Origin of the sequence: Salmonella enterica subsp. enterica serovar Typhimurium str. LT2, assembly GCF_000006945.2 — a bacterium.
Classification (GTDB): domain Bacteria; phylum Pseudomonadota; class Gammaproteobacteria; order Enterobacterales; family Enterobacteriaceae; genus Salmonella; species Salmonella enterica.
The window spans coordinates 3763126-3788533 of sequence record NC_003197.2; the positions used below are offsets into that span (position 1 = coordinate 3763126).

General features: G+C 53.0%; 20 protein-coding genes and 20 other annotated features. Of the genes, 8 read left to right on the top strand and 12 right to left on the bottom strand.

Features of this window, described 5'->3' with window-relative positions:
• Positions 1 to 61: 61 nt before the first annotated feature.
• From yhiQ to STM3595, 3 genes are all read right to left on the bottom strand, one after another.
• Positions 62 to 834 (bottom strand): putative SAM-dependent methyltransferase gene (gene yhiQ, locus STM3593; protein ID NP_462494.1). Within the gene, positions 62 to 820 belong to an annotated coding region; the region does not span the whole gene.
• The gene (gene prlC / locus STM3594; RefSeq protein NP_462495.1) for an oligopeptidase A occupies positions 827 to 2882 on the bottom strand. Within the gene, positions 827 to 2869 belong to an annotated coding region; the region does not span the whole gene. Before prlC ends, yhiQ begins: the two co-directional genes overlap by 8 nt.
• Positions 829 to 834, bottom strand: a ribosome-binding site (putative RBS for yhiQ; RegulonDB:STMS1H003582). (Overlaps the previous gene by 6 nt.)
• Positions 2877 to 2882, bottom strand: a ribosome-binding site (putative RBS for prlC; RegulonDB:STMS1H003583). Its footprint lies within the gene prlC.
• A gap of 168 nt (positions 2883 to 3050) precedes the next feature.
• Positions 3051 to 4329 (bottom strand): putative phosphatase gene (locus STM3595; protein ID NP_462496.1). Within the gene, positions 3051 to 4322 belong to an annotated coding region; the region does not span the whole gene.
• Positions 4324 to 4329, bottom strand: a ribosome-binding site (putative RBS for STM3595; RegulonDB:STMS1H003584). Its footprint overlaps the gene before it by 6 nt.
• A 186-nt stretch (positions 4330 to 4515) precedes the next feature.
• Positions 4516 to 4521 (top strand) — a ribosome-binding site (putative RBS for yhiR; RegulonDB:STMS1H003585).
• Here STM3595 and yhiR point away from each other — a divergent pair.
• Positions 4516 to 5375 (top strand): putative cytoplasmic protein gene (gene yhiR, locus STM3596; RefSeq protein ID NP_462497.1). Within the gene, positions 4533 to 5375 belong to an annotated coding region; the region does not span the whole gene. Its footprint overlaps the feature before it by 6 nt.
• Positions 5376 to 5468: 93 nt before the next feature.
• Positions 5469 to 5474, top strand: a ribosome-binding site (putative RBS for gor; RegulonDB:STMS1H003586).
• The gene (gene gor, locus STM3597; RefSeq protein ID NP_462498.1) for a glutathione oxidoreductase occupies positions 5469 to 6832 on the top strand. Within the gene, positions 5480 to 6832 belong to an annotated coding region; the region does not span the whole gene. Its footprint overlaps the feature before it by 6 nt.
• A 46-nt stretch (positions 6833 to 6878) precedes the next feature.
• Here gor and STM3598 read toward each other — a convergent pair.
• From STM3598 to STM3602, 5 genes are all read right to left on the bottom strand, one after another.
• Positions 6879 to 7929 (bottom strand): putative L-asparaginase gene (locus tag STM3598; protein NP_462499.1). Within the gene, positions 6879 to 7922 belong to an annotated coding region; the region does not span the whole gene.
• Positions 7924 to 7929: a ribosome-binding site (putative RBS for STM3598; RegulonDB:STMS1H003587), on the bottom strand. Its footprint overlaps the gene before it by 6 nt.
• A 51-nt stretch (positions 7930 to 7980) precedes the next feature.
• The gene (locus tag STM3599) for a putative inner membrane protein (protein ID NP_462500.1) occupies positions 7981 to 9308 on the bottom strand. Within the gene, positions 7981 to 9300 belong to an annotated coding region; the region does not span the whole gene.
• Positions 9303 to 9308: a ribosome-binding site (putative RBS for STM3599; RegulonDB:STMS1H003588), on the bottom strand. (Overlaps the previous gene by 6 nt.)
• 45 nt (positions 9309 to 9353) lie before the next feature.
• Positions 9354 to 10210, bottom strand: a protein-coding gene (locus STM3600; protein ID NP_462501.1) for a putative sugar kinases. Within the gene, positions 9354 to 10199 belong to an annotated coding region; the region does not span the whole gene.
• Positions 10205 to 10210, bottom strand: a ribosome-binding site (putative RBS for STM3600; RegulonDB:STMS1H003589). Its footprint overlaps the gene before it by 6 nt.
• Positions 10211 to 10262: 52 nt before the next feature.
• Positions 10263 to 11247, bottom strand: a protein-coding gene (locus tag STM3601) for a putative phosphosugar isomerase (RefSeq protein ID NP_462502.1). Within the gene, positions 10263 to 11240 belong to an annotated coding region; the region does not span the whole gene.
• Positions 11242 to 11247, bottom strand: a ribosome-binding site (putative RBS for STM3601; RegulonDB:STMS1H003590). (Overlaps the previous gene by 6 nt.)
• 168 nt (positions 11248 to 11415) lie before the next feature.
• Positions 11416 to 12140 (bottom strand): putative gntR family regulatory protein gene (locus tag STM3602; protein ID NP_462503.1). Within the gene, positions 11416 to 12135 belong to an annotated coding region; the region does not span the whole gene.
• Positions 12135 to 12140: a ribosome-binding site (putative RBS for STM3602; RegulonDB:STMS1H003591), on the bottom strand. (Overlaps the previous gene by 6 nt.)
• Positions 12141 to 12442: 302 nt before the next feature.
• Positions 12443 to 12448, top strand: a ribosome-binding site (putative RBS for treF; RegulonDB:STMS1H003592).
• Between STM3602 and treF the strand changes: the two genes are divergently transcribed.
• The gene (gene treF / locus STM3603; RefSeq protein ID NP_462504.1) for a cytoplasmic trehalase occupies positions 12443 to 14110 on the top strand. Within the gene, positions 12461 to 14110 belong to an annotated coding region; the region does not span the whole gene. (Overlaps the previous feature by 6 nt.)
• Before the next feature lie 12 nt (positions 14111 to 14122).
• Here treF and STM3604 read toward each other — a convergent pair.
• Positions 14123 to 15717 (bottom strand): putative inner membrane protein gene (locus STM3604; RefSeq protein NP_462505.1). Within the gene, positions 14123 to 15712 belong to an annotated coding region; the region does not span the whole gene.
• Positions 15712 to 15717, bottom strand: a ribosome-binding site (putative RBS for STM3604; RegulonDB:STMS1H003593). Its footprint overlaps the gene before it by 6 nt.
• A 271-nt stretch (positions 15718 to 15988) precedes the next feature.
• Positions 15989 to 15994: a ribosome-binding site (putative RBS for STM3605; RegulonDB:STMS1H003594), on the top strand.
• On the opposite strand from STM3604, the gene STM3605 reads away from it, so the two are divergent.
• Positions 15989 to 16349 (top strand): putative phage endolysin gene (locus tag STM3605; RefSeq protein ID NP_462506.1). Within the gene, positions 15993 to 16349 belong to an annotated coding region; the region does not span the whole gene. (Overlaps the previous feature by 6 nt.)
• A gap of 5 nt (positions 16350 to 16354) precedes the next feature.
• Here the strand turns inward: STM3605 and yhjB are convergent.
• The gene (gene yhjB / locus STM3606) for a putative transcriptional regulator (RefSeq protein ID NP_462507.1) occupies positions 16355 to 16973 on the bottom strand. Within the gene, positions 16355 to 16957 belong to an annotated coding region; the region does not span the whole gene.
• Positions 16968 to 16973 (bottom strand) — a ribosome-binding site (putative RBS for yhjB; RegulonDB:STMS1H003595). It overlaps the preceding gene by 6 nt.
• Before the next feature lie 608 nt (positions 16974 to 17581).
• Positions 17582 to 17587 (top strand) — a ribosome-binding site (putative RBS for yhjC; RegulonDB:STMS1H003596).
• On the opposite strand from yhjB, the gene yhjC reads away from it, so the two are divergent.
• From yhjC to yhjE, 3 genes are all read left to right on the top strand, one after another.
• The gene (gene yhjC / locus STM3607) for a putative LysR family transcriptional regulator (protein NP_462508.1) occupies positions 17582 to 18487 on the top strand. Within the gene, positions 17588 to 18487 belong to an annotated coding region; the region does not span the whole gene. (Overlaps the previous feature by 6 nt.)
• A 56-nt stretch (positions 18488 to 18543) precedes the next feature.
• Positions 18544 to 18549: a ribosome-binding site (putative RBS for yhjD; RegulonDB:STMS1H003597), on the top strand.
• Positions 18544 to 19588, top strand: a protein-coding gene (gene yhjD, locus STM3608) for a putative tRNA-processing ribonuclease (protein NP_462509.1). Within the gene, positions 18560 to 19588 belong to an annotated coding region; the region does not span the whole gene. Its footprint overlaps the feature before it by 6 nt.
• 339 nt (positions 19589 to 19927) lie before the next feature.
• Positions 19928 to 19933 (top strand) — a ribosome-binding site (putative RBS for yhjE; RegulonDB:STMS1H003598).
• Positions 19928 to 21261 (top strand): putative MFS family transport protein gene (gene yhjE / locus STM3609; protein NP_462510.1). Within the gene, positions 19939 to 21261 belong to an annotated coding region; the region does not span the whole gene. It overlaps the preceding feature by 6 nt.
• Before the next feature lie 39 nt (positions 21262 to 21300).
• On the opposite strand, the gene yhjG is transcribed toward yhjE, so the two are convergent.
• Positions 21301 to 23374 (bottom strand): putative inner membrane protein gene (yhjG, locus tag STM3610; RefSeq protein ID NP_462511.1). Within the gene, positions 21301 to 23361 belong to an annotated coding region; the region does not span the whole gene.
• Positions 23369 to 23374, bottom strand: a ribosome-binding site (putative RBS for yhjG; RegulonDB:STMS1H003599). (Overlaps the previous gene by 6 nt.)
• Positions 23375 to 23470: 96 nt before the next feature.
• The gene (yhjH, locus tag STM3611) for a putative diguanylate cyclase/phosphodiesterase domain 3 containing protein (RefSeq protein NP_462512.1) occupies positions 23471 to 24251 on the bottom strand. Within the gene, positions 23471 to 24238 belong to an annotated coding region; the region does not span the whole gene.
• Positions 24246 to 24251: a ribosome-binding site (putative RBS for yhjH; RegulonDB:STMS1H003600), on the bottom strand. (Overlaps the previous gene by 6 nt.)
• Positions 24252 to 24453: 202 nt before the next feature.
• Positions 24454 to 24459, top strand: a ribosome-binding site (putative RBS for kdgK; RegulonDB:STMS1H003601).
• Here yhjH and kdgK point away from each other — a divergent pair.
• Positions 24454 to 25396, top strand: a protein-coding gene (kdgK, locus tag STM3612; protein ID NP_462513.1) for a ketodeoxygluconokinase. Within the gene, positions 24467 to 25396 belong to an annotated coding region; the region does not span the whole gene. Its footprint overlaps the feature before it by 6 nt.
• Positions 25397 to 25408: the final 12 nt, after the last annotated feature.

A 25408-nucleotide genomic window follows, 5' to 3' on the forward strand; every position in this document is an offset into this window, starting at 1 on the left:
TCCAGCCTACAAATAATTGAGAATCGTAGGCCCGATAAGCGTAGCTCCATCGGGCAATCCGTTACTCCGTCAGAGGGGTTCCGGCATAAATATCAAACCGATGCCCTTTGGTGACGATGGCGTTGGGCGTCGCGACATCCGCCAGCGGCGGCGCATAATCGGGACGTTTAACCACCACGCGTTTGGTCGCCAACTGACGCGCCGGTTCCAGCAGTCCGTCGGCGTCTAAATCCGGCCCCACCAACGACTGAAACACCCGCATCTCTTTCTTCACCAGCGCGCTTTTCTGCCGGTGAGGAAACATCGGATCGAGGTAGACCACCTGCGGGCGCGGCGTGATATCGGTCAACGCCGTCAGGCTGGAAGCATGAATCAACTGCAAACGCTCCTGAAGCCAGCCGCCAATGTCCGCATCGGCGTAGCCGCGCGTCAGACCGTCATCGAGCAGCGCGGCAACCACCGGGTTACGCTCCAGCATCCGCACGCGGCAACCGACGGACGCCAGCACAAACGCATCGCGCCCCAGTCCGGCCGTGGCATCAACCACATCCGGCAGGTAATCGCCTTTGATACCGACGGCTTTCGCCACCGCTTCGCCGCGCCCGCCGCCGAACTTGCGCCGGTGCGCCATCGCGCCGCCGACAAAATCGACGAAAATACCGCCGAGCTTCGGTTCGTCGCGCTTGCGCAGCTCCAGATGTTGCGGCGTCATCACCAGCGCCATCGGGTTGTCTTCGTCATGCTCCAGTCCCCAGCGGGCAGCCAGAACAGATAAGGCGCCGTCTGTGGCGCCCGTTTCATCCATTAAGCAGATTTGCACGTAAAATCAGCCTTTAATCCCGTAATGCTCCAGCATCGCGTCCAGTTGTGGTTCACGGCCACGGAAGCGTTTAAAGAGTTCCATCGGCTCTTCAGAACCACCGCGAGTCAGGATGTTATCAAGGAACGACTGACCGGTCTCACGGTTGAAAATGCCTTCCTCCTCAAAGCGGGAATAAGCGTCCGCCGCCAGTACGTCGGCCCACAGATAGCTGTAGTAGCCTGCCGCATAGCCGCCAGCAAAGATATGGCTGAACGCATGTGGAAAGCGACCCCATGTCGGTGACGGCACCACGGCGACCTGTTTTTTAATTTCAAAGAGCGTCTCAAGAATTTTCGCTCCTTGCTGTGGATTAAATTCCGCATGCAGACGGAAATCAAACAGACCGAACTCCAGCTGACGCAGAATAAACAGCGCCGCCTGATAGTTTTTCGCCGCCAGCATTTTATCCAGCAGTTCCTTCGGCAGCGGTTCGCCGGTCTCATAGTGGCCGGAGATAAACGCCAGCGCTTCCGGCTCCCAGCACCAGTTTTCCATAAACTGACTTGGCAGTTCGACCGCGTCCCACGGCACGCCGCTGATACCGGAGACCCCGGCGGTCTCAATGCGGGTCAGCATATGATGCAGGCCATGACCAAACTCGTGGAACAGGGTGATCACTTCGTCATGGGTAAACAGAGCGGGTTTACCGTTCACCGGACGGTTGAAATTACAGGTCAGATAAGCGACCGGCTTTTGCAATGTGCCGTCCGCTTTACGCATCTGGCCGACACAGTCGTCCATCCACGCCCCGCCGCGTTTGTGTTCGCGCGCGTACAGGTCAAGGTAGAAGCTGCCGCGCAGCTCGTTATTTTCGTCATACAGTTCAAAGAAACGCACTTCCGGGTGCCAGACATCAACGTCAGTACGCTCTTTGGCAGTGATGCCGTAAATACGTTTCACCACTTCAAACAGGCCATTCACGGCTTTGTTTTCCGGGAAGTACGGACGTAGCTGCTCATCGCTGATGCTGTACAGGTGCTGTTTTTGCTTTTCACTGTAGTACGCGATATCCCACGGTTGCAGCTCCTCAACGCCAAATTCGGCTTTGGCGAAGGCGCGCAGCTGGGCCAGCTCTTTTTCCCCCTGCGGACGGGCGCGTTTCGCCAAATCGGTTAAGAAATCGAGCACCTGCTGCGGATTTTCCGCCATTTTGGTGGCCAGCGATTCATGGGCATAATTTTCGAAGCCCAGCAGTTGCGCCAGTTCATGGCGCAGCGCAAGAATTTCTTCCATCACCGGGCTGTTATCCCACTTACCGGCGTTCGGCCCCTGATCGGAGGCGCGAGTGGAATAGGCGCGATACATCTCTTCGCGCAACGCCTGGTTGTCGCAGTAGGTCATGACCGGCAGATAGCTCGGGATATCCAGGGTCAGCAGGTAACCTTCCTGCTCTTTGGCTTCCGCCTGGGCTTTAGCTGCCGCCAGAGCGCTTTCCGGCATTCCCGCCAGCTCGGCTTCATCGGTGATGAGCTTCGTCCAGCCCATAGTGGCATCGAGCACATTATTGCTGTACTGGTTGCCCAGCTCAGACAGGCGAGTGGCGATTTCGCCGTAACGCTGCTGTTTCTCTTTCGGCAGGCCGATGCCGGACAGTTCAAAATCACGCAGCGCGTTATCAACCGCTTTCTTCTGCGCGGTATTCAGAGTGGCGTAATGATCGCCGTCGCGCAGGTCGCGGTACGCGTTGTACAACCCTTCATGCTGGCCAACCCAGGTGCTGTATTCCGACAGCAGCGGCAGCGTCTGTTCGTAGGCTTCACGCAGCTCCGGACTATTTTTCACCGAGTTTAAGTGGCTAATTGGCGAGAAAATACGCCCCAGAACATCGTCGGCTTCCGCCAACGGCTGGCAGAGGTTTTCCCAGCTATACGGCGCGCCATGCGCCACAACGCCTTCTACCGCCGCCCGGCAATCGGCCAACGCTTTGGTGACCGCAGGCACCACATGCTCCGGTTTAATTGCAGAAAAAGGCGGCAGTGAAAAAGACGTTAGTAATGGATTGGTCATATGCGCAGTCCTGTAGAAGAAGGTGAGTGGAGCGCGCTTTTGGCGCTCTCGCGATGAGATCTAGAATGGGGGATAGTAAGGGGAATTTCAATGATGGACAGCGTACAGACGTGGGTATCGCTGCAATAAGCCGCCCCTTTAACATCATCCCGGCTTACGTTTTATAAGCCGGGTGACAACGTCAGCGCGTTTTTCTCGCCATCTCGTAAGCAGCGGACAGATCCAGACGCTGCCAGAACTGTTGATCCTCGGTCTCGCCCGACAACGGATATCCTGCCGGTAACGCCGTCTCTTCCATTAACGCCTGACGCTGCGCTGGCGACAGGTTCGGCAGCGCTGTCTGTAGCAGAACATCGGCGCCTTTTGGTATTTTCAACGGCTGATGCTCGCCTTTCTGTTGCGGCAGGTTATAAGTCATGGTGAAGCGGTAGAAGGTATGCATGGCCGGATCGCGGTACGGATCGTCTTTTCCGGTCGATGCCGCGCATTCGACAATCGTCGTACCGCACTCTTTCACCAGCGCCTCACGCAGTTGAGCGCGAGCTTCGTTGAATAACGTACGGTAATACGGATCGTTAAGATAATGCGCGACATTACGCTGCGCGACCATCCGCGCGCCCATCACATCCAGCGGATAGTGTACGCCAAGGACCAGGCGAGAATAGCCATAACGCGCGCCACGAATCACCAGCGCATCAAAGCGTTCCGGGATCATTTCCGCCATCAACAGCGCATCCGTATAACCGGTATTCGTGTGTCCGCTGGGGAAAGCACCGCCACCTGCGGTATAAGGATGACCATCTTTTACCACCACATCATCCGGCGTCAAATGGATAGTATTACCCGGCACCTGGTAAGGACGCGGGTAATGAAAATATTTTTTCGCCGCGCCGGTGCTGACTTCCGAGGCTTTAATCAACGCCGCCGCTTTGCCCAACTCACCTTTATCATAAGCGGCGAGAAATGCCCGCCCCAGCCGCGGCCCCATTGCGTCGCTCAGGAAATAGAGATACTCCACGCTTTCCGCATCCGCCAGCGCCTGGTGACGGGTATTAACATCGGCATCGTGATTAATCGCCGTCACCGTCGCCAGATTGTCTTTCAATACTGCTTCCGGCAATGTATTGAAGGCGGAAAGTAGGGTAATCCCCATCTGTTGATTCTCAGTAGTATGAAAATCATAACCGCTAGCCTGTAACCAGGCATTATCCGCCTGGATGGAATTCTGTCGCATCTGAGCCAGGGCGTCGCGAGTCAACGCGGCGGTATCGCCTTGTAATGCCTTACGCAACTGTGTCAGCCATTGAGCCTCAAGGTCATTAAAGGCGACGCTCGCCGAGTCGGGCGTCACGCTTTTCGCTATCGACTCCGCCTGGGACAGGGGAATATCTTTCGCCAGTGCCGGCATCGCCAGCGCCAGAGATGACGCCAGTACAGTAATGTGTAGTTTCATTATGGTTCCTTTCATTAAAAATAACGCCAGGTCAAAACTACTACCTTGCCCACAGGCGATGCTGGCCTGCGCAGTTGACGGTTTGATGATACGAACACGTCTTGCAATACTTTCACAACGCGCGAAACAACATGGCGGTACTGGGGTAATCTCTACGGATCTGCGGTAAACTATCGGCTAACTTGTTTACTTCCCGGAATATCTGCATCCATGCTCAGTTATCGTCACAGCTTTCACGCTGGCAACCACGCCGACGTCCTTAAACATACCGTTCAGAGCCTGATCATCGAGTCGCTAAAAGAGAAAGAAAAACCGTTTCTCTATCTGGACACGCACGCGGGCGCGGGGCGTTATCAGTTGGGCAGCGAACATGCTGAACGTACCGGAGAGTATCTGGAAGGCATCGCCCGTATCTGGCAGCAGGACGATCTGCCCGCCGAACTGGAACCGTATATTAGCGTCGTAAAACATTTCAACCGCAGCGGGCAGTTACGCTACTATCCGGGCTCTCCGTTAATCGCCCGCCAGTTGCTGCGTGAGCAGGACAGTCTGCAACTCACGGAATTGCATCCCAGCGACTTCCCACTGTTGCGCGCGGAGTTTCAAAAAGACAACCGCGCCCGCGTGGAACGCGCTGACGGCTATCAGCAACTGAAAGCCAAATTGCCGCCGGTTTCCCGCCGCGGTCTGATCCTCATTGACCCGCCTTATGAAATGAAAACCGACTACCAGGCGGTAGTCAGCGGCATCAGCGAGGGTTATAAACGTTTCGCCACCGGGACATACGCGCTATGGTATCCGGTGGTGCTCCGCCAGCAAATTAAGCGCATGATTCATGAGCTGGAGGCCACCGGCATCCGTAAAATCCTGCAAATTGAGCTGGCGATCCGCCCGGACAGCGATCAGCGCGGGATGACGGCGTCCGGTATGATCGTGGTTAACCCGCCGTGGAAACTGGAGCAGCAGATGAACAACGTGCTACCGTGGCTGCACAGCAGGTTGGCGCCAAACGGTCACGGACACACTTCGGTAAGCTGGATCGTGCCGGAGTAATCACAGCCATCGGTGGAACCTTTCACCTTCAGGTATACAATCGCGAATATTTTGGCGGGTAGCGCAGAATCTATCCGTCCGACAACGAACATAAAGGAGCGGTCATGACCAAACACTATGATTACATCGCTATCGGCGGCGGCAGCGGCGGTATCGCCTCGATTAACCGCGCCGCTATGTACGGCCAGAAATGCGCGCTCATCGAAGCCAAAGAGCTGGGCGGCACCTGTGTTAACGTGGGCTGCGTGCCGAAGAAAGTGATGTGGCATGCCGCGCAGATTCGTGAAGCGATTCATCTGTATGGCCCGGACTACGGTTTTGACACCACGATTAATCAGTTCGACTGGAGCAAGCTGATTGCCAGCCGTACCGCGTATATTGACCGCATCCATACTTCATACGACAACGTGCTGGGCAAAAATAACGTGGATGTGATTAAAGGCTTTGCCCGCTTTGTCGATGCCAAAACCATTGAAGTGAACGGCGAAACCATCACCGCCGACCATATTTTGATCGCTACCGGCGGCCGTCCGAGCCATCCTGAGATTCCAGGCGTGGAATACGGCATTGATTCCGACGGTTTCTTTGCGCTATCTGCCTTGCCGGAGCGCGTCGCGGTGGTAGGCGCAGGTTATATCGCCGTTGAACTGGCTGGCGTTATCAACGCGCTGGGGGCGAAAACGCATCTGTTTGTCCGTAAACATGCGCCGCTGCGCAGTTTTGACCCGATGATTAGCGAAACGCTGGTTGAGGTGATGAACGCCGAAGGCCCGCAACTGCATACTCACGCCGTGCCGAAAGCGGTGGTGAAAAACGCCGACGGCAGTCTGACTCTGGAACTGGAAGATGGCCGCAGTGAAACCGTTGATTGCCTGATCTGGGCCATTGGTCGCGAACCGTCGACCGACAATATTAATCTGGCGGCAGCGGGCGTGAAAACCAATGAAAAAGGTTACATCATTGTCGATAAATTCCAGAATACCAACGTTGAAGGCATTTACGCCGTTGGCGACAATACTGGCGCGGTAGAACTAACGCCAGTCGCCGTCGCCGCCGGTCGCCGTCTCTCCGAGCGCCTGTTTAACAACAAGCCGGAAGAGCATCTGGACTACAGCAACATCCCGACCGTGGTCTTTAGCCATCCGCCTATCGGCACCGTCGGGTTAAGCGAGCCGCAGGCGCGCGAGCAGTACGGCGACGAGCAGGTGAAAGTCTATAAATCATCGTTTACCGCTATGTATACCGCGGTAACGACACACCGCCAGCCGTGCCGTATGAAGCTGGTCTGCGTCGGGCCGGAAGAAAAAATTGTGGGTATCCACGGTATCGGCTTCGGCATGGATGAAATGTTGCAGGGCTTCGCAGTGGCGCTGAAGATGGGCGCTACCAAGAAAGACTTCGATAATACCGTCGCTATTCACCCGACCGCATCGGAAGAGTTTGTGACCATGCGTTAATATCTTGTGCGCCCATCTTCAAGGGTGGGCGCACAAGCCTGCATGATTAATACGTACTGAAATAACTCTGGATCAGTTCCGGATTACGCGTCTGAGTTAATGCCGTCATCAGCAAGACTCGCGCCTTCGCCGGGTTGAGCGAGTCAGACACCAGCCCTGGCTGCCCTTTATCCAACGGTACGACGCCGTTTCCGGTGCGGGAAGCGCGCACCACGATAATCCCGGCTTTCTCCGCTTTTTTAATCCCCGCGTCGCTGCGTACCGAGACCGAACCTGCGCCGGTTCCGGCATAAATAATACCGTCCGCGTGATGGGCGATCGCCGCATCATACATATATTCCGGGTCGTCCTGATAGCCGTAAATAATCACCACATTGGGTAATTTTTTGATATTACGTACGTCAAAAACAGATCGCAGGGTATGAATTTTTTCCACCCGCGTTTCGAACTGTGGCTGACCATTAACGATGACCCCCAGATAGCCCTCTTCCGGCGCTTTAAAGGTATCCAGAGTCGTGGCATTAGTTTTCGTCACAAAGCGCGCCGAACCAATACGATCGTTTAAAACCACCATCACACCGCGTCCCTTCGCATTCGGGTCAGCAGCCACCGTGACCGCTTCCAGCAGGTTCATTGCGCCATCGGCGCTGATTGCCGACGCGGGCCGCATTGCAGCGGTAAACACCACCGGTTTGTCGCTTTTCACGGTCAAATTAAGAAAGTAGGCGGTTTCATCGAGCGTGTCAGTGCCATGAGTAATAACCACACCGTCAACATCGTCCCGCGCCAATAACGCATTCACCTTCTGTGAAAGTTTCAGGATGATATCGCTGGTCATATTTTCGCTACCAATATTCGCCACCTGCTCGCCGTCAACGCGAGCGATATTATTCATTTCCGGCACGGCATTTATTAATGTTTGCACGCCAAGTTCACCAGATTTATATCCGGCGGTTTGCGTATTATTGGCTGCCGTCCCGGCGATAGTACCACCTGTCGCGAGAATAACAATATGCGGTAGTGACGTTGTGCTAAATACACAGTGGCTGATGAGCAGCAACACGGTGGCCATGAAAACTCTAATTTTCATTTTCTTCCTCTGAATTAAAAATAATAAGTGGCGTGTGCTATAAAAACATGAATAACAATCAGGCCAGAACCATTTTTCCTATTAACAGCCCGACAATGACCGAGACAATCACGTTAACTAATCCCGGACGCATAAAACTATGGTTAAGCACATATTTGCCAATACGCGTCGTACCGGTATCGTCAAACGCCAGCGCCGCCAGACACTGCCCCGCCACCGGAATAAAGAAATAGCCGTTAACGGCAGGCCAGGAGCCGATTAATGCATAAGCGGGCAACCCTAACGCCAGCCCCAGCGGCAACAGAATTAACGTCGTTGCCGCCTGGCTGCTGACCATAGCGGACACAAAAAACATCATAATGGCGATAAGCCAGGTATGCTGTTGCAATAGAGTTTGCACTTCTGCCTTAATCAACGCGATATGACCATTCACGAACGTCTCACTCATCCAGGCCAGGCCGAAGGCGCAGACAATCGCCAGCGCGCCCGCCCGAAATACCGTACCGCTGATAATTTGATCGACCTGCGGTCGGCATAACAACACAATCAGGCAGGCAAAAGAGAGCATCGTAATCTGGATAGCGGCGGACATCGAAAGCGGTTGTAGCCCTTTCGCTGTTTCCACCATGGGCCGCAGCGCCGGAATCAGTCCTAACAGAACGATAACGATCGCACTGGTCAGAAATAACGCCACCGACAATTTGGCGCGCGAAGTGACCACCGTATTTTTACTTTCTTTCTGCGCAGGTTTAATTAACCCTTCAGCAAGCCGACGTTGATATTCCGGATCGTCTTTTAACTCTTTTCCTTTATTAAAGGTCGCTATTGCCCCCATCGCTACGCCGATTAACGTGGCGGGCACGCAAATCATCATAATGGTTGAAATAGAGACGCCCAACGGCGCCATTAAACCAATCATCGCCGCCATGGCGGCAGATATAGGACTGGCGGTGATCGCCTGTTGCGATGCGATAACGGAAATAGATAAAGGACGTTCCGGTCGAATACCTGAATCCCGTGCGACTTCAGAAATAACCGGTAGCAAGCTATAAACGACATGCCCCGTTCCTGACATAAAAGTGAAGATATAACAGATAAACGGCGCTAATAACGTAATGTAACGCGGGTGGCGACGCAGAATTTTTTCCGCCAGTTTGACCAGTAAATCCAGCCCGCCGGAGGCCTGTAAAGAAGCGGCCGCCAGGACAACAGAAAGAATAATCAGAATAACATCAATCGGTGGCGTAGAAGGCGTCAGGCCAAAAATAAAAACCATCACGCCGACGCCTAACCCGCCGACCATCCCTAAAAATACGCCGCCGATCCTGGCGCCTATCATCAGGGCCACAAGGATAAAACATAATTCCGTCCAAAACATACTTCCTCCTGGGTTATCTGGAGTGAGTGTCGCTTTACATTGAGGGACGTAACCTATTGTGCAAACGGTTTACCAAAACCAAATGCGCCGTAATGAGATAACACCTGCGCCGCCGATTTCCCGCCCTGCCGCATGGCGCGTAACACGCTTTCTTTATCGGGTTCCGCCATACCCGATTGCAAAATGGAAAGCAAAAAACCGGTTAAGAAGGCGTCGCCTGCGCCCAGCGTATCGACAGGTTCGATATAAGCAGGTTGCCACTCCAGATAATCCGCGCCGGAAAAATAATAAACTTTTTCATGCCCGCAGGTGGCAATAATATGCCGACAGCCATAACGATAAAGTTTATTGAGTTTTACTTTGATTTCATCTGGCGATAACCCGCTACAGGAGATAAATCCGTAATCTACCCACGGGCATACCTTTTCAAAATAGTCGTCTGTACCGCGCCCGGAAAAATCAAAAGAGAGTAAGACGGTTTGTTGTTTAATTTTCTCCAGTTCCGATTCCAGGTGGCCGTTAATACTGGAATGGACTAAGGTAAATTGTGATATATAGCGAAGATCGTCGTCAGACAGACTAAAAGGATGTTCCCGCAATACGCCGTTTTTGTTGCTGGCGACAAATTGCCGATCGCCATGCGAGAGACGGATACAGGCATACCCATTTTCGCCGGTATAATGGCGGCTGTGAGAGATGTCTATCTGTAGCTGGTGTAATACATCCTGTACGTGCTGCGCGGCGTCGTCATTGCCAAACGCCCCCATAAACGCGCTGGGGATGTCTGCTAATTTCGCATAGACAGCAAAATTTAATGCATTACCGCCGGGGTACATGATGCCGGAATGCAGGTATTTATCGACAACGTTGTCGCCAATACCCAATACGCTGATGCTCATCATTATTCCTTGTTTGTCTTTACAATAAAAAGCGTCCCTGCTTTTTTATCCATCCTGATGTAATTAATATTCCACTTTCCACATATAGCGGCGCGTCGTTAACGGATGCTGACGCGCCTCAGCTAACGCCCGATTGTAAACGGGATAAACGTTATTAAAGAGAGAGTGGTTAAAGTAATCAATAACCGTGGTTTTAATGGTCGATAGCCCCAGTTCTTTCGCATCGACAACTTCAATCCGGCGGCCATATTTTTTCAGGAAGTTTAACGCGCGTTCATCCACCGCCCGCGTATTGCCCTCGGAAAACTGGAAGAAGAAAGGCGTATTCGCATCGGTAATTTCAAACGGCCCGTGGAAAAACTCACCGCTATGAATACAGGCGGAATGTATCCATTGCATTTCCATAAAGATGCAGATGCTCTGTAGGTAGGCTGCGCCATAGCCCGCGCCGCTGGCGACGGTATAAATGACTTTATCGTCTTTATATTCCTGCGCGAACGCCTGCGCACGCTCCGCTACCTGCTCGCAAGCGCGCCAGACGATACGGTTGATTTTGCTGACGCCATCCTGAAAATCGTCGTAGTGCGCATACCCTTCCGTCTGCTGGAGCAGTTCGACCGCACTCAGCAGGCCTTTCATCGTTTTCTCTCCGGCAATATCTTTACCGTCGCCAAACGTGTACGTTTCCACATAGTCGCAATGCGCCACCAACGGTGAATCCATTATCCAGGTTAAACCAATGACCGGCGCGCCGTGCTGACGGGCGATTTCAGCCGCTTTAATTGTCTCTGGCGTATTACCTTTGTGGGAGGCGACAACCACAACGGCATTTTCTCCCAGCGCTACCGGCGGGTTGTTAATAAATTCTCCGCTGTTATACAGACCGACAGTCAACGCTTTCGCTTCTTTTTCTAAAAATGCTTTCGCCGGATAGAACGCCGCATAAGAACCGCCGCACGCCACGTAATAGACGTGTTTAACGCCTCCTTTCTCTGCCTGGCTGGTCACAATATTGCTAACTGTCTCTTTCATACCCATCATGCTTTCCTCTGGTTCCATCAATGATACAGGCGAGGATTCGCCATAAATGACTCATAATGTATTATTATTTTTATATGACATTTAAAGACATTTGATCAAGATGGAAACCAAAAAAAATCGGGATCCGCGATCTGGATCCCGATTCAGCCTGCTCTTCGTTAGCGTAATGCTGACATCATACGGTAAACCGTATTTTATCGCCGACAATCAACTGTTGCGAAACGCAGGAGAGTTCTCCTTTGTTATCAATCATTTCACTTTTTATCAGGATCAGCGGATAACCCTCGTTGACGCCAAGATAATGGGCGACTTCAAAGCTGGCATAAACCAGTTCGATCATCTTACGGGAGTGGGTAAACCATAAATGGTATTTCTCGCGTAAGCATTCATACAAAGAGTGATTATTAAGATCTTCGTCCAGCAAAAACGCAAAACGTGGGGGAAGATGTACGGTTTCCAGCGATACCGCCACATCGTCGGCATAGCGGATACGTTCAATGACGACCGCTTTTTCGCCATCGTTCATATTCAGTAACGCTTTTGTCTCATCGTCTACCGATTCAAAAACGGATTTGATGGTGCGTGACCCCGGGCGACGTCCCTGGGACTGGCATAACTCGCTGAAACTCATGATGCCGGTCATGCTGCGCTGAAATTTCTCACCAGAGACAAAGGTGCCTTTGCCGGAGACACGGGTCAGCAAATTTTCACGCGTCAGCGCATCCAGCGCCTTACGGACCGTGACCCTGCTCACCTGCCAGCGCACGCTCAGTTCATTTTCCGTCGGGATCTGCTGGCCTGGTTTATACTCTCCACGCGCAATAGCCTCTTTTAAGGCGGCTTCAAGCTGCTTATAAAGCGGTTTGGCGCTTTTACTGTCGGGTTGCTCGATCATTTGTATCCATTTGTATTATCATGATGCCATAGCTTGTATTATAACTATTTACGTTACCTTTGCTTGTGAATCCACGCCATGCGGTGACGTAGTGATACCGCTATGAAACGAATGTTCTGATTTTAGGTCTGGGGCGGGCGTCATGAAAATAGGATTTTCGCAATACTATTCAGTAAGTTATGAAGTGTTTTTCTTGAGAGACAAATTGCAAAATGTGATCTATCGCACACTTTGCCACTCAGGTATCGAAGCGAATGTCTACGCTTAATAGACAGCCGGGCAACACCCGTATCTTTTACGACGCAAGCCGGAGGTCCTTGTCATTATGCTCAACCAGAAATTAAACCCCACGCCTTCTGAAGATCTGACTATTGATGTCGATCTGCTTTATGAAACAGACCCGTGCGAGTTAAAGCTGGATGAAATGATCGAGGCGGAACCGGAGCCGGAGATGATCGAGGGGCTTCCCGCCTCTGACGCCCTGACCCCTGCCGATCGGTATCTCGAACTGTTCGAGCATGTACAGTCAACAAAACTGTTTCCAGACAGTAAAACGTTCCCGGACTGCGCGCCGAAGATGGACCCGCTTGATATCCTGATCCGCTACCGTAAGGTCAGACGCCACCGTGATTTTGACTTACGCCGCTTCGTCGAGAACCATTTCTGGCTACCGGAAACCTTATCCAGCGAGTATGTCTCTAATCCCGAAAACTCGCTCAAAGAACATATTGACCAGCTTTGGCCGATACTGACGCGCGAACCGCAGGATCATATTCCGTGGTCTTCGCTGCTGGCGCTGCCGCAATCCTATATCGTGCCGGGAGGCCGTTTTAGCGAAACCTATTATTGGGACTCTTATTTTACCATGCTGGGTCTGGCGGAAAGCGGGCGCGAAGACTTACTTAAATGTATGGCGGATAATTTCGCCTGGATGATTGAAAACTATGGCCATATTCCCAACGGCAACCGGACCTATTATCTGAGCCGTTCGCAGCCGCCGGTTTTTGCCCTGATGGTTGAACTGTTCGAAGAAGATGGCGTGCGCGGCGCGCGGCGTTATCTCGACCATCTCAAAATGGAATACGCCTTCTGGATGGACGGCGCCGAATCGCTGGCGCTCAACCAGGCTTATCGCCACGTTGTGCGGATGCCGGACGGTTCCCTGCTGAACCGCTACTGGGACGATCGCGACACGCCGCGCGACGAGTCGTGGCTGGAAGATGTCGAAACTGCAAAACACTCCGGTCGTCCGCCCAATGAAGTCTACCGGGATTTGCGCGCCGGGGCGGCGTCCGGCTGGGACTATTCTTCACGCTGGCTACGCGATGCGGGCCGGCTTGCCAGCATACGTACGACCCAGTTTATCCCTATCGATTTGAACGCTTTTCTGTATAAACTGGAGAGCGCTATCGCCAATATTTCAGCACTGAAAGGCGAACGTGACACCGAGGCGCTATTTCGCCAGAAAGCCAGCGATCGACGCGCCGCCGTGAACCATTATCTGTGGGATGATGAAAACGGCTGTTATCGGGACTATGACTGGCGACGCGAAGAAATGGCGCTCTTTTCCGCCGCCAGTATCGTGCCGCTGTATGTCGGTATGGCGAACCACGAGCAGGCCGACCGTCTGGCAAATGTGGTACGCAGCCGTCTGTTAACGCCCGGCGGGATTATGGCGACCGAATACGAAACCGGCGAACAGTGGGATAAACCGAACGGCTGGGCACCGCTGCAATGGATGGCGATTCAGGGCTTCAAACGGTATGGCGACGATATGCTGGGCGATGAAATCGCCCATAACTGGTTAAAAACAGTGAACCATTTTTATCAGGAGCACCATAAACTGATCGAGAAATACCATATTTCCGGCGGTACGCCCCGCGAAGGCGGCGGGGGCGAGTATCCGCTACAGGACGGGTTCGGCTGGACCAATGGCGTGGTGCGCCGCCTGATTGGCCTTTACGGAGAGCCTTAACCTGCTCCGGCCTCAGTGAATCGCATCATAAATGGCTGACTGAATTTTCAGCCATTTTTTATTGTCTGCGCTGGGCCGGGCCTGAGCGCGCAATCGGGCCTGCTCCGTATCGTGCTGCTGGCGCGTCACAACAGCCGGAACGGTGCAAAACGTTTGCAAATAGGTTTTATGCATCGCGGTCAGCGGCGCGCCGCTCGACATGTCATGACTTAACGTTGTGATAAATCGTCGGCAGGGTTTGACCTCATCCATCAGCGCGGGATAACGCAACAACAGTTGCAGCACCTCGGTATGTCCTGCCGCAAACGCCTGCTCCGTCCACGCGAGCTGCCAGTTCATTCCGCCCTGGAGGAACAGCGCCGTCACCCGCGTATCATTGCGCTCTATCGCCGCCCGCATGGTAAACGCATCCCAGGTAATCCCCATATGATTGAGCGTTTCCCGCGCGGAAGGCGCCTCGCGCGGCGGTTCATCCTGCGCCATTGCGGGAGCTTGCCCGTTATCGGAGCCTGGCGACGACGAACTAAATAGCCAGAACGCGCCCGCCAGTATCGCCAGCGTCATGACGCCAACCGCGCCCCACAAAGCGCCGGAAATAAGTTGCTCACGCTCTTCAGGCGTACGCGGAGGCCGCTTACGCGGTGGTTCTATGCTCTCGCTAATCTCATGCTTATCTCCCCCGGCCTGCCGATCTTTAAGCCGCGCGGTTTCCCAGAACTGGCGCAATTCACGTTCATCCGCCAGCAGAAACGAAGCGGGATTCACGCGGGTACGTTTTTCGGCATAGGCGCGCTGGATGGGCCGAACGATTTGCTGATACTGAACGTTTAGCAGCATAAGCTGCGCTGAGGTAAGCGGCTGCCTGGCGATAACCTCGTTTCGCGCAAGGCGGCAATCATCCAGAAACATACGCAGAGTGGTGCGCGACTCGGCGAACAGCGTTAACGCTGAGGCATCATTAAAAATTCTGACGTAATGACGGGCAAACAATTTTTTATCGACCACCATAAGCGCCAGTTCGCTGAACAACATGCCCTCCAGCGCATGTTGATCTTCTCCCTGTTTTAACCACTGGCGCAAACGGTCCGGGCCGAAATGTTGCTTGAGGTAGTGATTCAGCGACGCCCGATCCGGCCATGCGCGCGCAATAAGCGCTTTTAACGTCAGTTCTATCGCCCGAAGCTGACGCTGCGCCTCAAGATGCGCCTCCTGGTCGGGTTCTTCCAGCTCAGTTTGATACGTCAGTAGCGGCTGCTGCTGACGTAGATGCTCCAGCGAGGTGACAAAACGCAACGCGGCAAGGAGTTGATTTTCGCTCACCTCTTGCCCGCTGTCATACTGGGGAACATGCTGCTGAAGGTGACGCAGTTGCAGCATAAACTGGCTCAACTGCGCGTCATTTATCCGCAATTTTTTCGCCACCGCGCCCCAACCGCCCAGGTTAAGACGCGCCTGCTCAAGTTGTTCCATGAACCACCGGGGCTCTTTTCCCTCTGTGGTATGAATACCCAGCAGCAGCAGGATTTCTATTGATGCCTGGCGGATAATCCCCAGGCTATGTTCAAAAGGCGCGCGTGTCGCCTGCGAAGCGCTATTCGTCATTATCTTCCCTAAAAAGACGATCCCGCGACGAGATCTTCGTTTTCTTTTAATTATGTTTTTTCATAGATATAACAGATTTAGCCACATTTCAGTGACTTAATCTTAATGATTGCAAATTTATAAGAAGATCGGTTACTAACCAAAAACATCAGTTTTTCATTCTGTCAACGCGGCGTGACGCTGAACGGCATAGACCTTTTCCCTGCCTGCGTTTGGCCGTCTGACCGCTAGCCACGCGTGCAGCACACTTTATAATCGCGCTTTTTATGAGAAAGATGCCATGCCGCACATTTCATCTCGCTTTAGCTCCGCCTGCATCGCGTTTATTAAACAGTGGCAGGGTCTGTCGCTGGAAAAGTATCGCGATCGGCAGGGTAACTGGGTGATTGGTTACGGGCATATGTTGACGCCGGATGAGACGCTGACGTTCATTACGCCCGACCAGGCGGAGGCATTCTTGCTGGATGACCTCAATAGCTGCGATATTCTGCTACAGAATTGCTTGCCGGAACTTAACGATCGGTTTCAACGCGAAACGCTTATTGCGCTGATGTTCAGCATCGGACATCAGCGTTTTTTATCATTAATCAATACGGGTGATATTTCACAGCCAGAAATAAGCGGACTGCGAATTTAACGTCGTTAATTCGATTCATTTAACATCATGGCGGCCTGGGTACGATTTTTTACATCCAGCCGCCGGTAAAGCGACTCCAGATGCGCTTTAACCGTCCCGGTACTAATATTTAACGCCCGCCCAATTTGTTTATTTGATTCTCCTGCGGCAAGCATCTGTAAAATTTCCCGCTGGCGGGCGCTTAACGCTTTTATATCACGGGACTCCAGCTCCGTTGAATTTAACCAATCCCCCGGTAAAAACATCATCCCGCGAGCGACAGCATTGAGCGCAAGGACAAAGGTTTCAGCATCAGAATCGCGTGGCACCACGGCCTGAACGTTAAATTGCATGACTTCATGCAGCCACTTTTGACTGCCATCCATCGCCGTGATAATAATCTTCACCTCCGGAAATTGCTGCGCGGTTCTTTGTAACACCTCGCGGCAAAACTCAGCATCCAGGCCGCTATCCAGCATGACCAGCGCATCCGGCGCGCTTTCTATTTTTTGCCAGAGTTCTTCTGCCTGACCGACACTCTGGATACTTATTCCTGGAATGTGCTGCTGCAAACTGATTTTCATTCCATGAATAAATATTGACTGCCTGTCAAACATGATTACCTGCATTACTTTTCTCCACCTGGGTAAGATAATAGTCTCAAGATGAGGAAGGGTATTACCCGTAGGGTAAAATAAGAAGTCGCCATTTGGTATAGGCCATTTTACCGATAGTCATTGGTTGAGGAAGGGAAAGGTTATGAATATTTACAGCTTCAACATCGGGATTACAGAATTCGCTAAAATTAGCCTTTTAAAGTAAGGAATATCTTATTAGCGCGAACAGCTAAGGCTAATTTGAATATTAATTTAATGAAGAGTACGCCTGGCGCGTCACAAAGGAAATATCTGCTTTTCGCCTGATGTGTTACAAAAAATAAAGTAGCACATTTTGTTAAAAAATAGCCAATCCGCCTGAAAACCGCGACGATGGGTCAATGACAATACCGTGTATGTACATGCATTTCTCTGCCCCACTGCACCCGCTGTTATCGGCGTGTTTTACCGCCCTCGCCCCGTTTATCGGCTTTTTGGCGCTAAAATGCCTGGCCGGAAGGCGATAAATCCGCCGCGCAACGCGATCAGACGTATTCGTCACGCGAGCAATGATTGCGAAAGGGCTTATTAGGTGCTAGAAAATCAATAAAACCAGCCGCTTCAGCGTCACTGTTTCAATAAGAACAATAATAGAGCCTGATGATGGATAAAATATATGCAATGAAATTGTTTGTACGCGTGGCGGAACGGGAAAGTTTTTCCCGTGCAGCAGAGGATATCGGCCTTCCCAAAGGCAGCGTCTCACGGCAAATACAAGCGTTAGAACATCAACTGGGCATCCGCCTGCTCCACCGCACCACCCGGCGGGTACAGCTTACTCAGGACGGAATGGTTTACTACGAACGGGCAAAAGATCTGTTGAGTAACCTGGATGAACTGGAGGGTCTTTTCCAGCCTGATCCCGCCAGTATCAGTGGCAAAATACGGGTAGATATACCGCCATGTCTCGCAAACAGCCTCATCATGCCGCGCCTGCCCACTTTTTTGCATCAGTATCCCGGCATTGCGCTGGAACTTTGTAGTAGCGATCGACAGGTCGATTTACTACGGGAAGATTTCGACTGCGTGGTGCGCACAGAGCCGCTACATGCGCCAGGGATACTGACGCGCCCACTTGGCAAACTGAGGAGGGTGAACTGCGCCAGCCCACAATACCTGGCACGCTTTGGGTATCCAGAAAACCTTGACGATCTCGCCTCACATGCGATGGTGCATTATTCATTGACCCCGGGAGTCTCTTCACCGGGTTTTGCCTTTGAAACTCCCCACGGTATGCAGTGGGTAAAAACCGGCGGAATGCTAACGGTAAACAGTACAGAGACCTGGCATACGGCCTGTCTGGCAGGATTAGGAATCATTCAGACGCCGCGCATTGCTGTACGGGAGGCGTTACGCGCCGGAACGCTCATTGAAATTTTACCGCAATATCGCGCCGCTCCACTGCCGGTGACGCTGCATTATCCCCATCGCCGTAATCTTTCCCGCCGGGTACACCTGTTTATGGTATGGCTGACGGAAACCATTAAAGAGGCCGCAGAGTAGCCGCATTTTCAGCATCCACCGGGGAGAAGCTATACTGACATATTCTATTAATGATGAAGGACTACCGACCTGATGACGCAGGAAAATGACGTAAAACGCCCTATTCAGGAACTGGAGCACGACCCGATACAAAAAATAGAAACGCAGCCGCATGACGCCCCGGAAAAAAACGAAAAGGCAAATCAGGCGTTGCATTCCGTCACCACCCTGATGCAAAAAATTCAGCGTCAACCAATGGTGGCCCACCTCATTCGCGCGACCGAACGTTTTAACGATCGACTGGGTAATCAGTTTGGCGCGGCTATCACCTACTTTTCGTTTCTGTCGATGATCCCGATAATGATGGTGTCCTTTGCCGCGGCAGGTTTTATCCTCGCCTCGCACCCTAATCTACTGGAAGATATTTTCAGCAAGATATTGATGAATGTGAGCGATCCTACGCTGGCGTCCACGCTTAAAAATACGATTAATACGGCGGTTCAACAGCGTACCACGGTAGGGCTGGTCGGACTGGGTATCGCGCTCTATTCCGGCGTTAACTGGATGGGCAACCTGCGGGAAGCGATTCGCGCCCAGTCACGGGACGTCTGGGAGCGCAAGCCGCAGGATCAGGAGAAAATCTGGCTCAAATATCTGCGCGATTTTATCTCGCTGATTGGATTATTAATCGCTTTAATCATTACGCTGTCCATTACTTCCATCGCCGGTTCCGCCCAGCAGATGATCATCTCCGCCTTGTATCTCGACAGCATCGAATGGTTAAAACCGGCCTGGCATTTGATCGGTCTGGCCATCTCTATTTTTGCCAACTATCTGCTTTTCTTCTGGATTTTCTGGCGACTGCCTCGCCATCGTCCCCGTAAAAAAGCGTTGATTCGCGGGACATTTATTGCCGCTATCGGTTTTGAGGTGATTAAAATCATTATGACTTATACGCTGCCGTCACTGGTGAAATCGCCTTCCGGCGCGGCGTTTGGCTCCGTACTCGGTCTGATGGCCTTCTTCTACTTTTTTGCCCGCCTGACGTTATTCTGCGCGGCCTGGATAGCCACCGCCGAATACAAGGACGACCCGCGAATGCCGGGTAAAACGCAACGCTAGTCTGCGGCTTGCTGCCGAATGGCACGCACGGCGTCGTCATTCGGCCTACTGATGTGTAGACCCAGGCCGGGCAAGCAAAGCGTACCCGGCGGTACAATCAGGCACGTCCTTCCGCCTCATCTCATTGTTTCAGCATATAAATCCAGTAATTAACTTTTATTTAACCAGAAACCAGTTTTATCCACCAATTCTAAAATTATGTGAAGCATTTCATAGACGCAAAATGGCTGGCTTAAACATTATCCCCTTTTTGCGCTTTTTTTGACCATTTTTAGCTTTTGTTACACATTGAAATATAACTTTTGCTGTGCGTAATATGGCTATTCGTTCGCTAAAAATAAGAAAATAGTATGCAAGCAACCGCCACAACACTCGACCATGAGCAGGAACATGTTCCGGTAAACTCACGCAATAAAGTCGTTATTGCCTCGCTTATCGGCACCGCGATTGAGTTCTTCGACTTCTATATTTACGCCACCGCAGCGGTGATCGTGTTCCCCCTTATCTTCTTCCCCCAGGGCGATCCCACTGCGGCAACGCTACAATCGCTCGCCACCTTCGCTATCGCGTTTGTGGCGCGTCCGATTGGCTCTGCGCTATTCGGTCACTTCGGCGACCGGGTAGGCCGCAAAGTCACGCTGGTGGCTTCGCTGCTGACGATGGGGATCTCCACGGTCATTATCGGTCTGTTACCGGGCTACGCGACGATAGGTATTTTCGCGCCGCTGCTGCTGGCGCTGGCGCGTTTCGGTCAGGGACTGGGGCTGGGCGGCGAATGGGGCGGCGCAGCGTTATTAGCGACGGAGAATGCGCCGCCGCGCAAACGCGCGCTGTATGGCTCCTTCCCGCAGTTGGGCGCGCCGATCGGCTTCTTTTTTGCCAATGGCACCTTCCTGTTGCTCTCCTGGCTGCTGACCGACGAGCAGTTTATGAGCTGGGGCTGGCGCGTGCCGTTTATCTTCTCGGCGGTGCTGGTGATTATCGGCCTGTATGTGCGCGTGTCGCTGCATGAAACGCCGGTGTTTGCGAAAGTCGCCGCAGCGAAAAAACAGGTAAAAATACCGCTGGGCACGTTGCTGACGAAGCATGTCCGCGTAACCGTTCTCGGCACGTTTATTATGCTGGCGACCTACACGCTGTTCTATATCATGACCGTCTATTCCATGACTTACAGCACGGCCGCCGCGCCGGTGGGGCTTGGCTTGCCGCGCAATGAAATACTGTGGATGCTGATGATGGCGGTGATTGGTTTCGGCGTGATGGTGCCCATCGCCGGCCTGCTGGCGGACGCATTTGGCCGTCGGAAAAGCATGGTCATCATTACCACGCTCATCATTCTCTTCGCGTTGTTCGCCTTTACCCCGCTGCTGGGTTCAGGCAATCCAGCGCTGGTATTCGTGTTCCTGTTGTTAGGCCTGAGCCTGATGGGGCTGACCTTCGGCCCAATGGGAGCGCTGCTGCCGGAGCTATTTCCGACGGAAGTGCGCTATACCGGCGCATCGTTTTCCTACAATGTCTCATCGATTCTGGGCGCTTCCGTCGCGCCGTATATTGCCGCATGGCTGCAAAGCCACTACGGGCTGGCGGCGGTAGGGGTTTACCTGGCGTCAATGGCGGCGCTGACGCTGATTGCACTGCTGTTAACCCATGAGACGCGTCATCAGGCGTTGTAATAGGGCGCCGGATGGCATCATCCGGCGCTACGTTTCACGTTACTGCTTCATCTGCGTTAAAATCGTCCGGCACTGATTGGCTTCGCCTTCAGAGGGCGAAATTAGCGCCAATAGCGCGGCGGCGGGCGTTACCAACGTCGCCAGCGCTGCCGCAACCGCGCCGCGCGCAATCAGCGGGCCGGGCTTGACGCCCGCCTGCGGATTTTTAAATGTCCCGCGCACGTACAGCGGCGATCGCAGCGTAATAATACGAATCCCCTTACTTTCCGGATCAATGGTTAAATCGAGCTGTTCAGAGGCGAAGCTCGCCGTACCGGTCACGTTAATCAACGCATTTTCTGTATCAAAAGCAAAAATTTGCGGTCGCGCCACGCCGTTCGTAATATTGAGATTCGCCGCCGCGCAGTTAACCCGCACTTCGTCATCGCCAAAAATCTGCCCGACAATATAGTTGCCGACGTTCAGCCCCACGATTTCCATCAGGTTGCGGCTAATCAATCCATCATTCATCAATAACTTCAGATTGCCGTTACTGTTGCCAAGCAGCGCGGCGACCGAGTTGCCCGTCCCGCGAATATCCGCATCGCCGTTCAGCTCGCCCAGCGTTTTCTGCATCAGCTCCACATCCGGCATCAGTTCTTTAAGCTTCAGCCGACGCGCCTGTATATCCGCCCGCCCCTGCATTGGCTTTTTATCCCCTTCCAGATGGATGTTGGAGACAATACTGCCGCCTGCCAGACCAAACTTCAGCGGCTGTAGACGTAAGTCGGCGTTTTTCAGGATGATATGGGTCGAAAGATCGCTAATCGGTAGACTGCCGCCATGTTCAATACGTCGGCCTTTAAACCGGACATCGGCGTCCATAACGTCCCATTTGTCGGTTTCAAAGCGATCGTAAGGCAACACTTTATCCGCCGGCTGAACATTCTTCTCGCCTTTGCGCTGTTCAGACCGTTTCGACTGCTCAGCGTCTTTCCCGGAATCCACGCCAATCAGCGGCCCAAGATCGGCCAGGCGTAACTGGCGCGATTCGACATCGCCTTCCAGTTTAGGGCGCGGTTTACCGGTGGTATAAGTGAGGGAGCCGTGGATATCACTGTCGCCAATGCGCCCGTTAAAACCGCGATAATCAAATACTGATGACTTTTCGGCGTCAATTTTCGCCACCAATCGCCCATCGGTCTCAAACGGCGGCGTATCCGGCAGCAGCACGCCGGTTAAATCATATAAATCGCCCAGTGAATCGCCAGAGAATTTAAGCCGCAGATCGACGCCGCCCATTTTCATCGGTTCGTTCACCACGCCGCTAAAAGCCACCCGCGTATTACCAGAGCGGAAATCGGCCTGCACAGGAAAAGGCGTACTTTCGCTGCGTAGCGCCAGCATACCGCCTATTTTCCCCGTACCGGTCAACGGTTCCCCGTTATAACGCCCCTGCGCCTTCAGGCCGAAGACATAGTCGCCCACGGTGGATTTGTCTGCTTTGCCTTTCGTTCCCGTCACTTCGCTGAACGGCAACGGTTTGCCTAACGGATCGATCAGAATAGTGATATCCGCCTTGCTGACCTTATCATCGATCGCGATTCGCCCCTGGTCGAAGAGAATATTATCCAGCCGGAAGGACCAGGCGGAAGGTTTAGCATTGGGGTCCGTATTCTTGTCTTGCGCGAGGTTAAAGGTCCAGTTATTGGTTTTCTCGGACAGACGAATAAGACGCGCGTCGGGTTTCACCAGTTTGATCCACGGCAGCCAGACGGTTTTGGTCAGGAGCGCCAGTGGGGCAAGCGTCGCCTCAACGCGTGGCAGATGCACCATCGTGACTTCCGGAATATCTGGCGGATTGCCGAGAATGACGTCTTCCGCGTGAACATGCGGCCACGGTACCCAGCTTCGCCAGCCGGTCTCCTGTTTTTGGCGTTCCCACACCACGCCTAAATCGCCGCGAATAGCGAAAGGCCGGTTCAATTCGGTAGAGACTTTCTGGTTGATGGTCGGTTTGAGGCGGTTCCAGTCAAATGTTGCGATCAACAAAATCACTATGGCGATCAACAACAAGAAAGTCCCTGTGATGGCGGCGGTTATTTTGCCTGCTTTAGTCATGTGTTATTTCCTCACTTCTTCCCTTGCCTGTCCTAAAGATAGTTCAGCCAGACGAAAAAGGAGGATGACCGCGCCTCGTAATACCACGTATTACGGGAACAGTCTGGCGTTACAGGGTCAGAATCACCTCTTCGAGCGATATCAGCGGCACGGGTCGAGAAAGAAAATAGCCCTGGGCGGCAAAGGCGGGCGAACGCTGCACATCACGCCACTCTTCCAGCGTCTCCACGCCCTCGACAATAACGCCGCGGCAGTAGCGGTTCATCAGTTGCAGCAGCAGAGTGAACAGGTTGCGTCCCTCCGGGGACTGACGCAGCATGACGAACAGCTCGCGCGCCACTTTAATGTAGTCATAACGCACTTCGCTCAGCGCTGAAAAATTGGCCATACCGGTACCAAAATCATCCAGCCACAGCGGGCCGAACTCACACATCGAGGCGAAAGAGGAGTCTTTCGGCAAACGAATATGTTCCACCAGTTCGAAACGCAGCCAGGGTAAGCGCTCCATCGCTGCCAGAATGTCCGGCTGTCGTCGCATGGCAATCAGCGTAGGGCCGTCGACATTGACCGATGCCAATAAGTGATGGCGAGTGAAAAAATCCGCTTTTTGTTCGAGCTGATGAAGTTGTTCTTTCACTACGTCAATGCGGTGTCGAACCGCTAACTCCGCGAAATAACGATCCGGGGCAATACGTCTGGAAGGGTTATCAGGATGGGTGACGACAGTGAGAAGTTCAACCGCCATCAGACGGCCATCCGTCTGGTATATCGGCTGGTAAGTATAGGCACGCTCGCATTGCAGCCAATAGCGCCGTTCCTGCAAATTCTCTATACCTGCATCAGGAACGCGTAGCTGCTGGATAACCTGCTTTATCATCTCAGTTGTCCTGTTAATGGGAGTGTGACTGTCCGGACTCGTCAAAGGTTATCGGCGTTCAGGCAGAGAACTTTACCCTCGGTCCCTGGCAAAATAAAAACAGCCCCCGAAACTTGTCAAAAATACGCACTTGCTCAAAAAAATAATGGACCGATGTTTTAATATTATTGACCACTAAACATCCACAGCGCACACTAACGCTAATTTTTACAGATCAGGTTCACGACTATGTCTAAAAAGATTGCCGTGATTGGCGAATGCATGATTGAGCTGTCGCAGAAAGGCGCTGATGTTCAGCGCGGCTTCGGCGGCGACACGCTGAATACCTCCGTTTATATTGCCCGTCAGGTCGATTCTGCCGCTCTGGCCGTTCACTATGTGACGGCGCTGGGTACCGACAGTTTCAGCCAACAGATGCTGGAGGCGTGGCAGCATGAAAATGTGGATACCTCGCTAACGCAGCGGATGGAAAATCGCCTGCCAGGCCTCTATTACATCGAAACCGATGACACTGGCGAGCGTACCTTCTACTACTGGCGTAACGAAGCGGCAGCGAAATTCTGGCTGGAGAGCGAGCAGTCAGCGGCTATCTGCGAGACGCTGGCGACCTTCGATTATCTCTACCTGAGCGGCATTAGCCTCGCGATTTTAAGCCCGACCAGCCGTGATAAGCTGCTGTCTTTATTGCGTGAATGCCGGGCCAACGGCGGGAAAGTCATTTTTGATAATAACTATCGCCCGCGTTTATGGACAAGTCGCGAAGAAACGCAGCAGGTCTATCAAAAGATGCTGGAATGTACTGATATCGCCTTCCTGACACTGGACGATGAAGACGCGCTATGGGGTCAGCAACCAGTGGAAGAGGTCATTGCCCGCACCCATGCGGCAGGCGTGCAGGAAGTGGTGGTAAAACGCGGGGCGGACTCTTGCCTGGTCTCGATTCAGGGCGAGGCGCTCATTGACGTTCCGGCAGTGAAACTGCCGAAAGAGAAAGTGATAGACACCACTGCCGCAGGCGACTCCTTCAGCGCCGGTTATCTGGCCGTTCGTTTGACGGGCGGCAGCGCGACGGATGCCGCGAAGCGCGGACACCTGACGGCCAGCACGGTGATTCAGTACCGTGGGGCCATTATTCCGCACGACGCGATGCCGCAGTAAGTCATTCGCTCT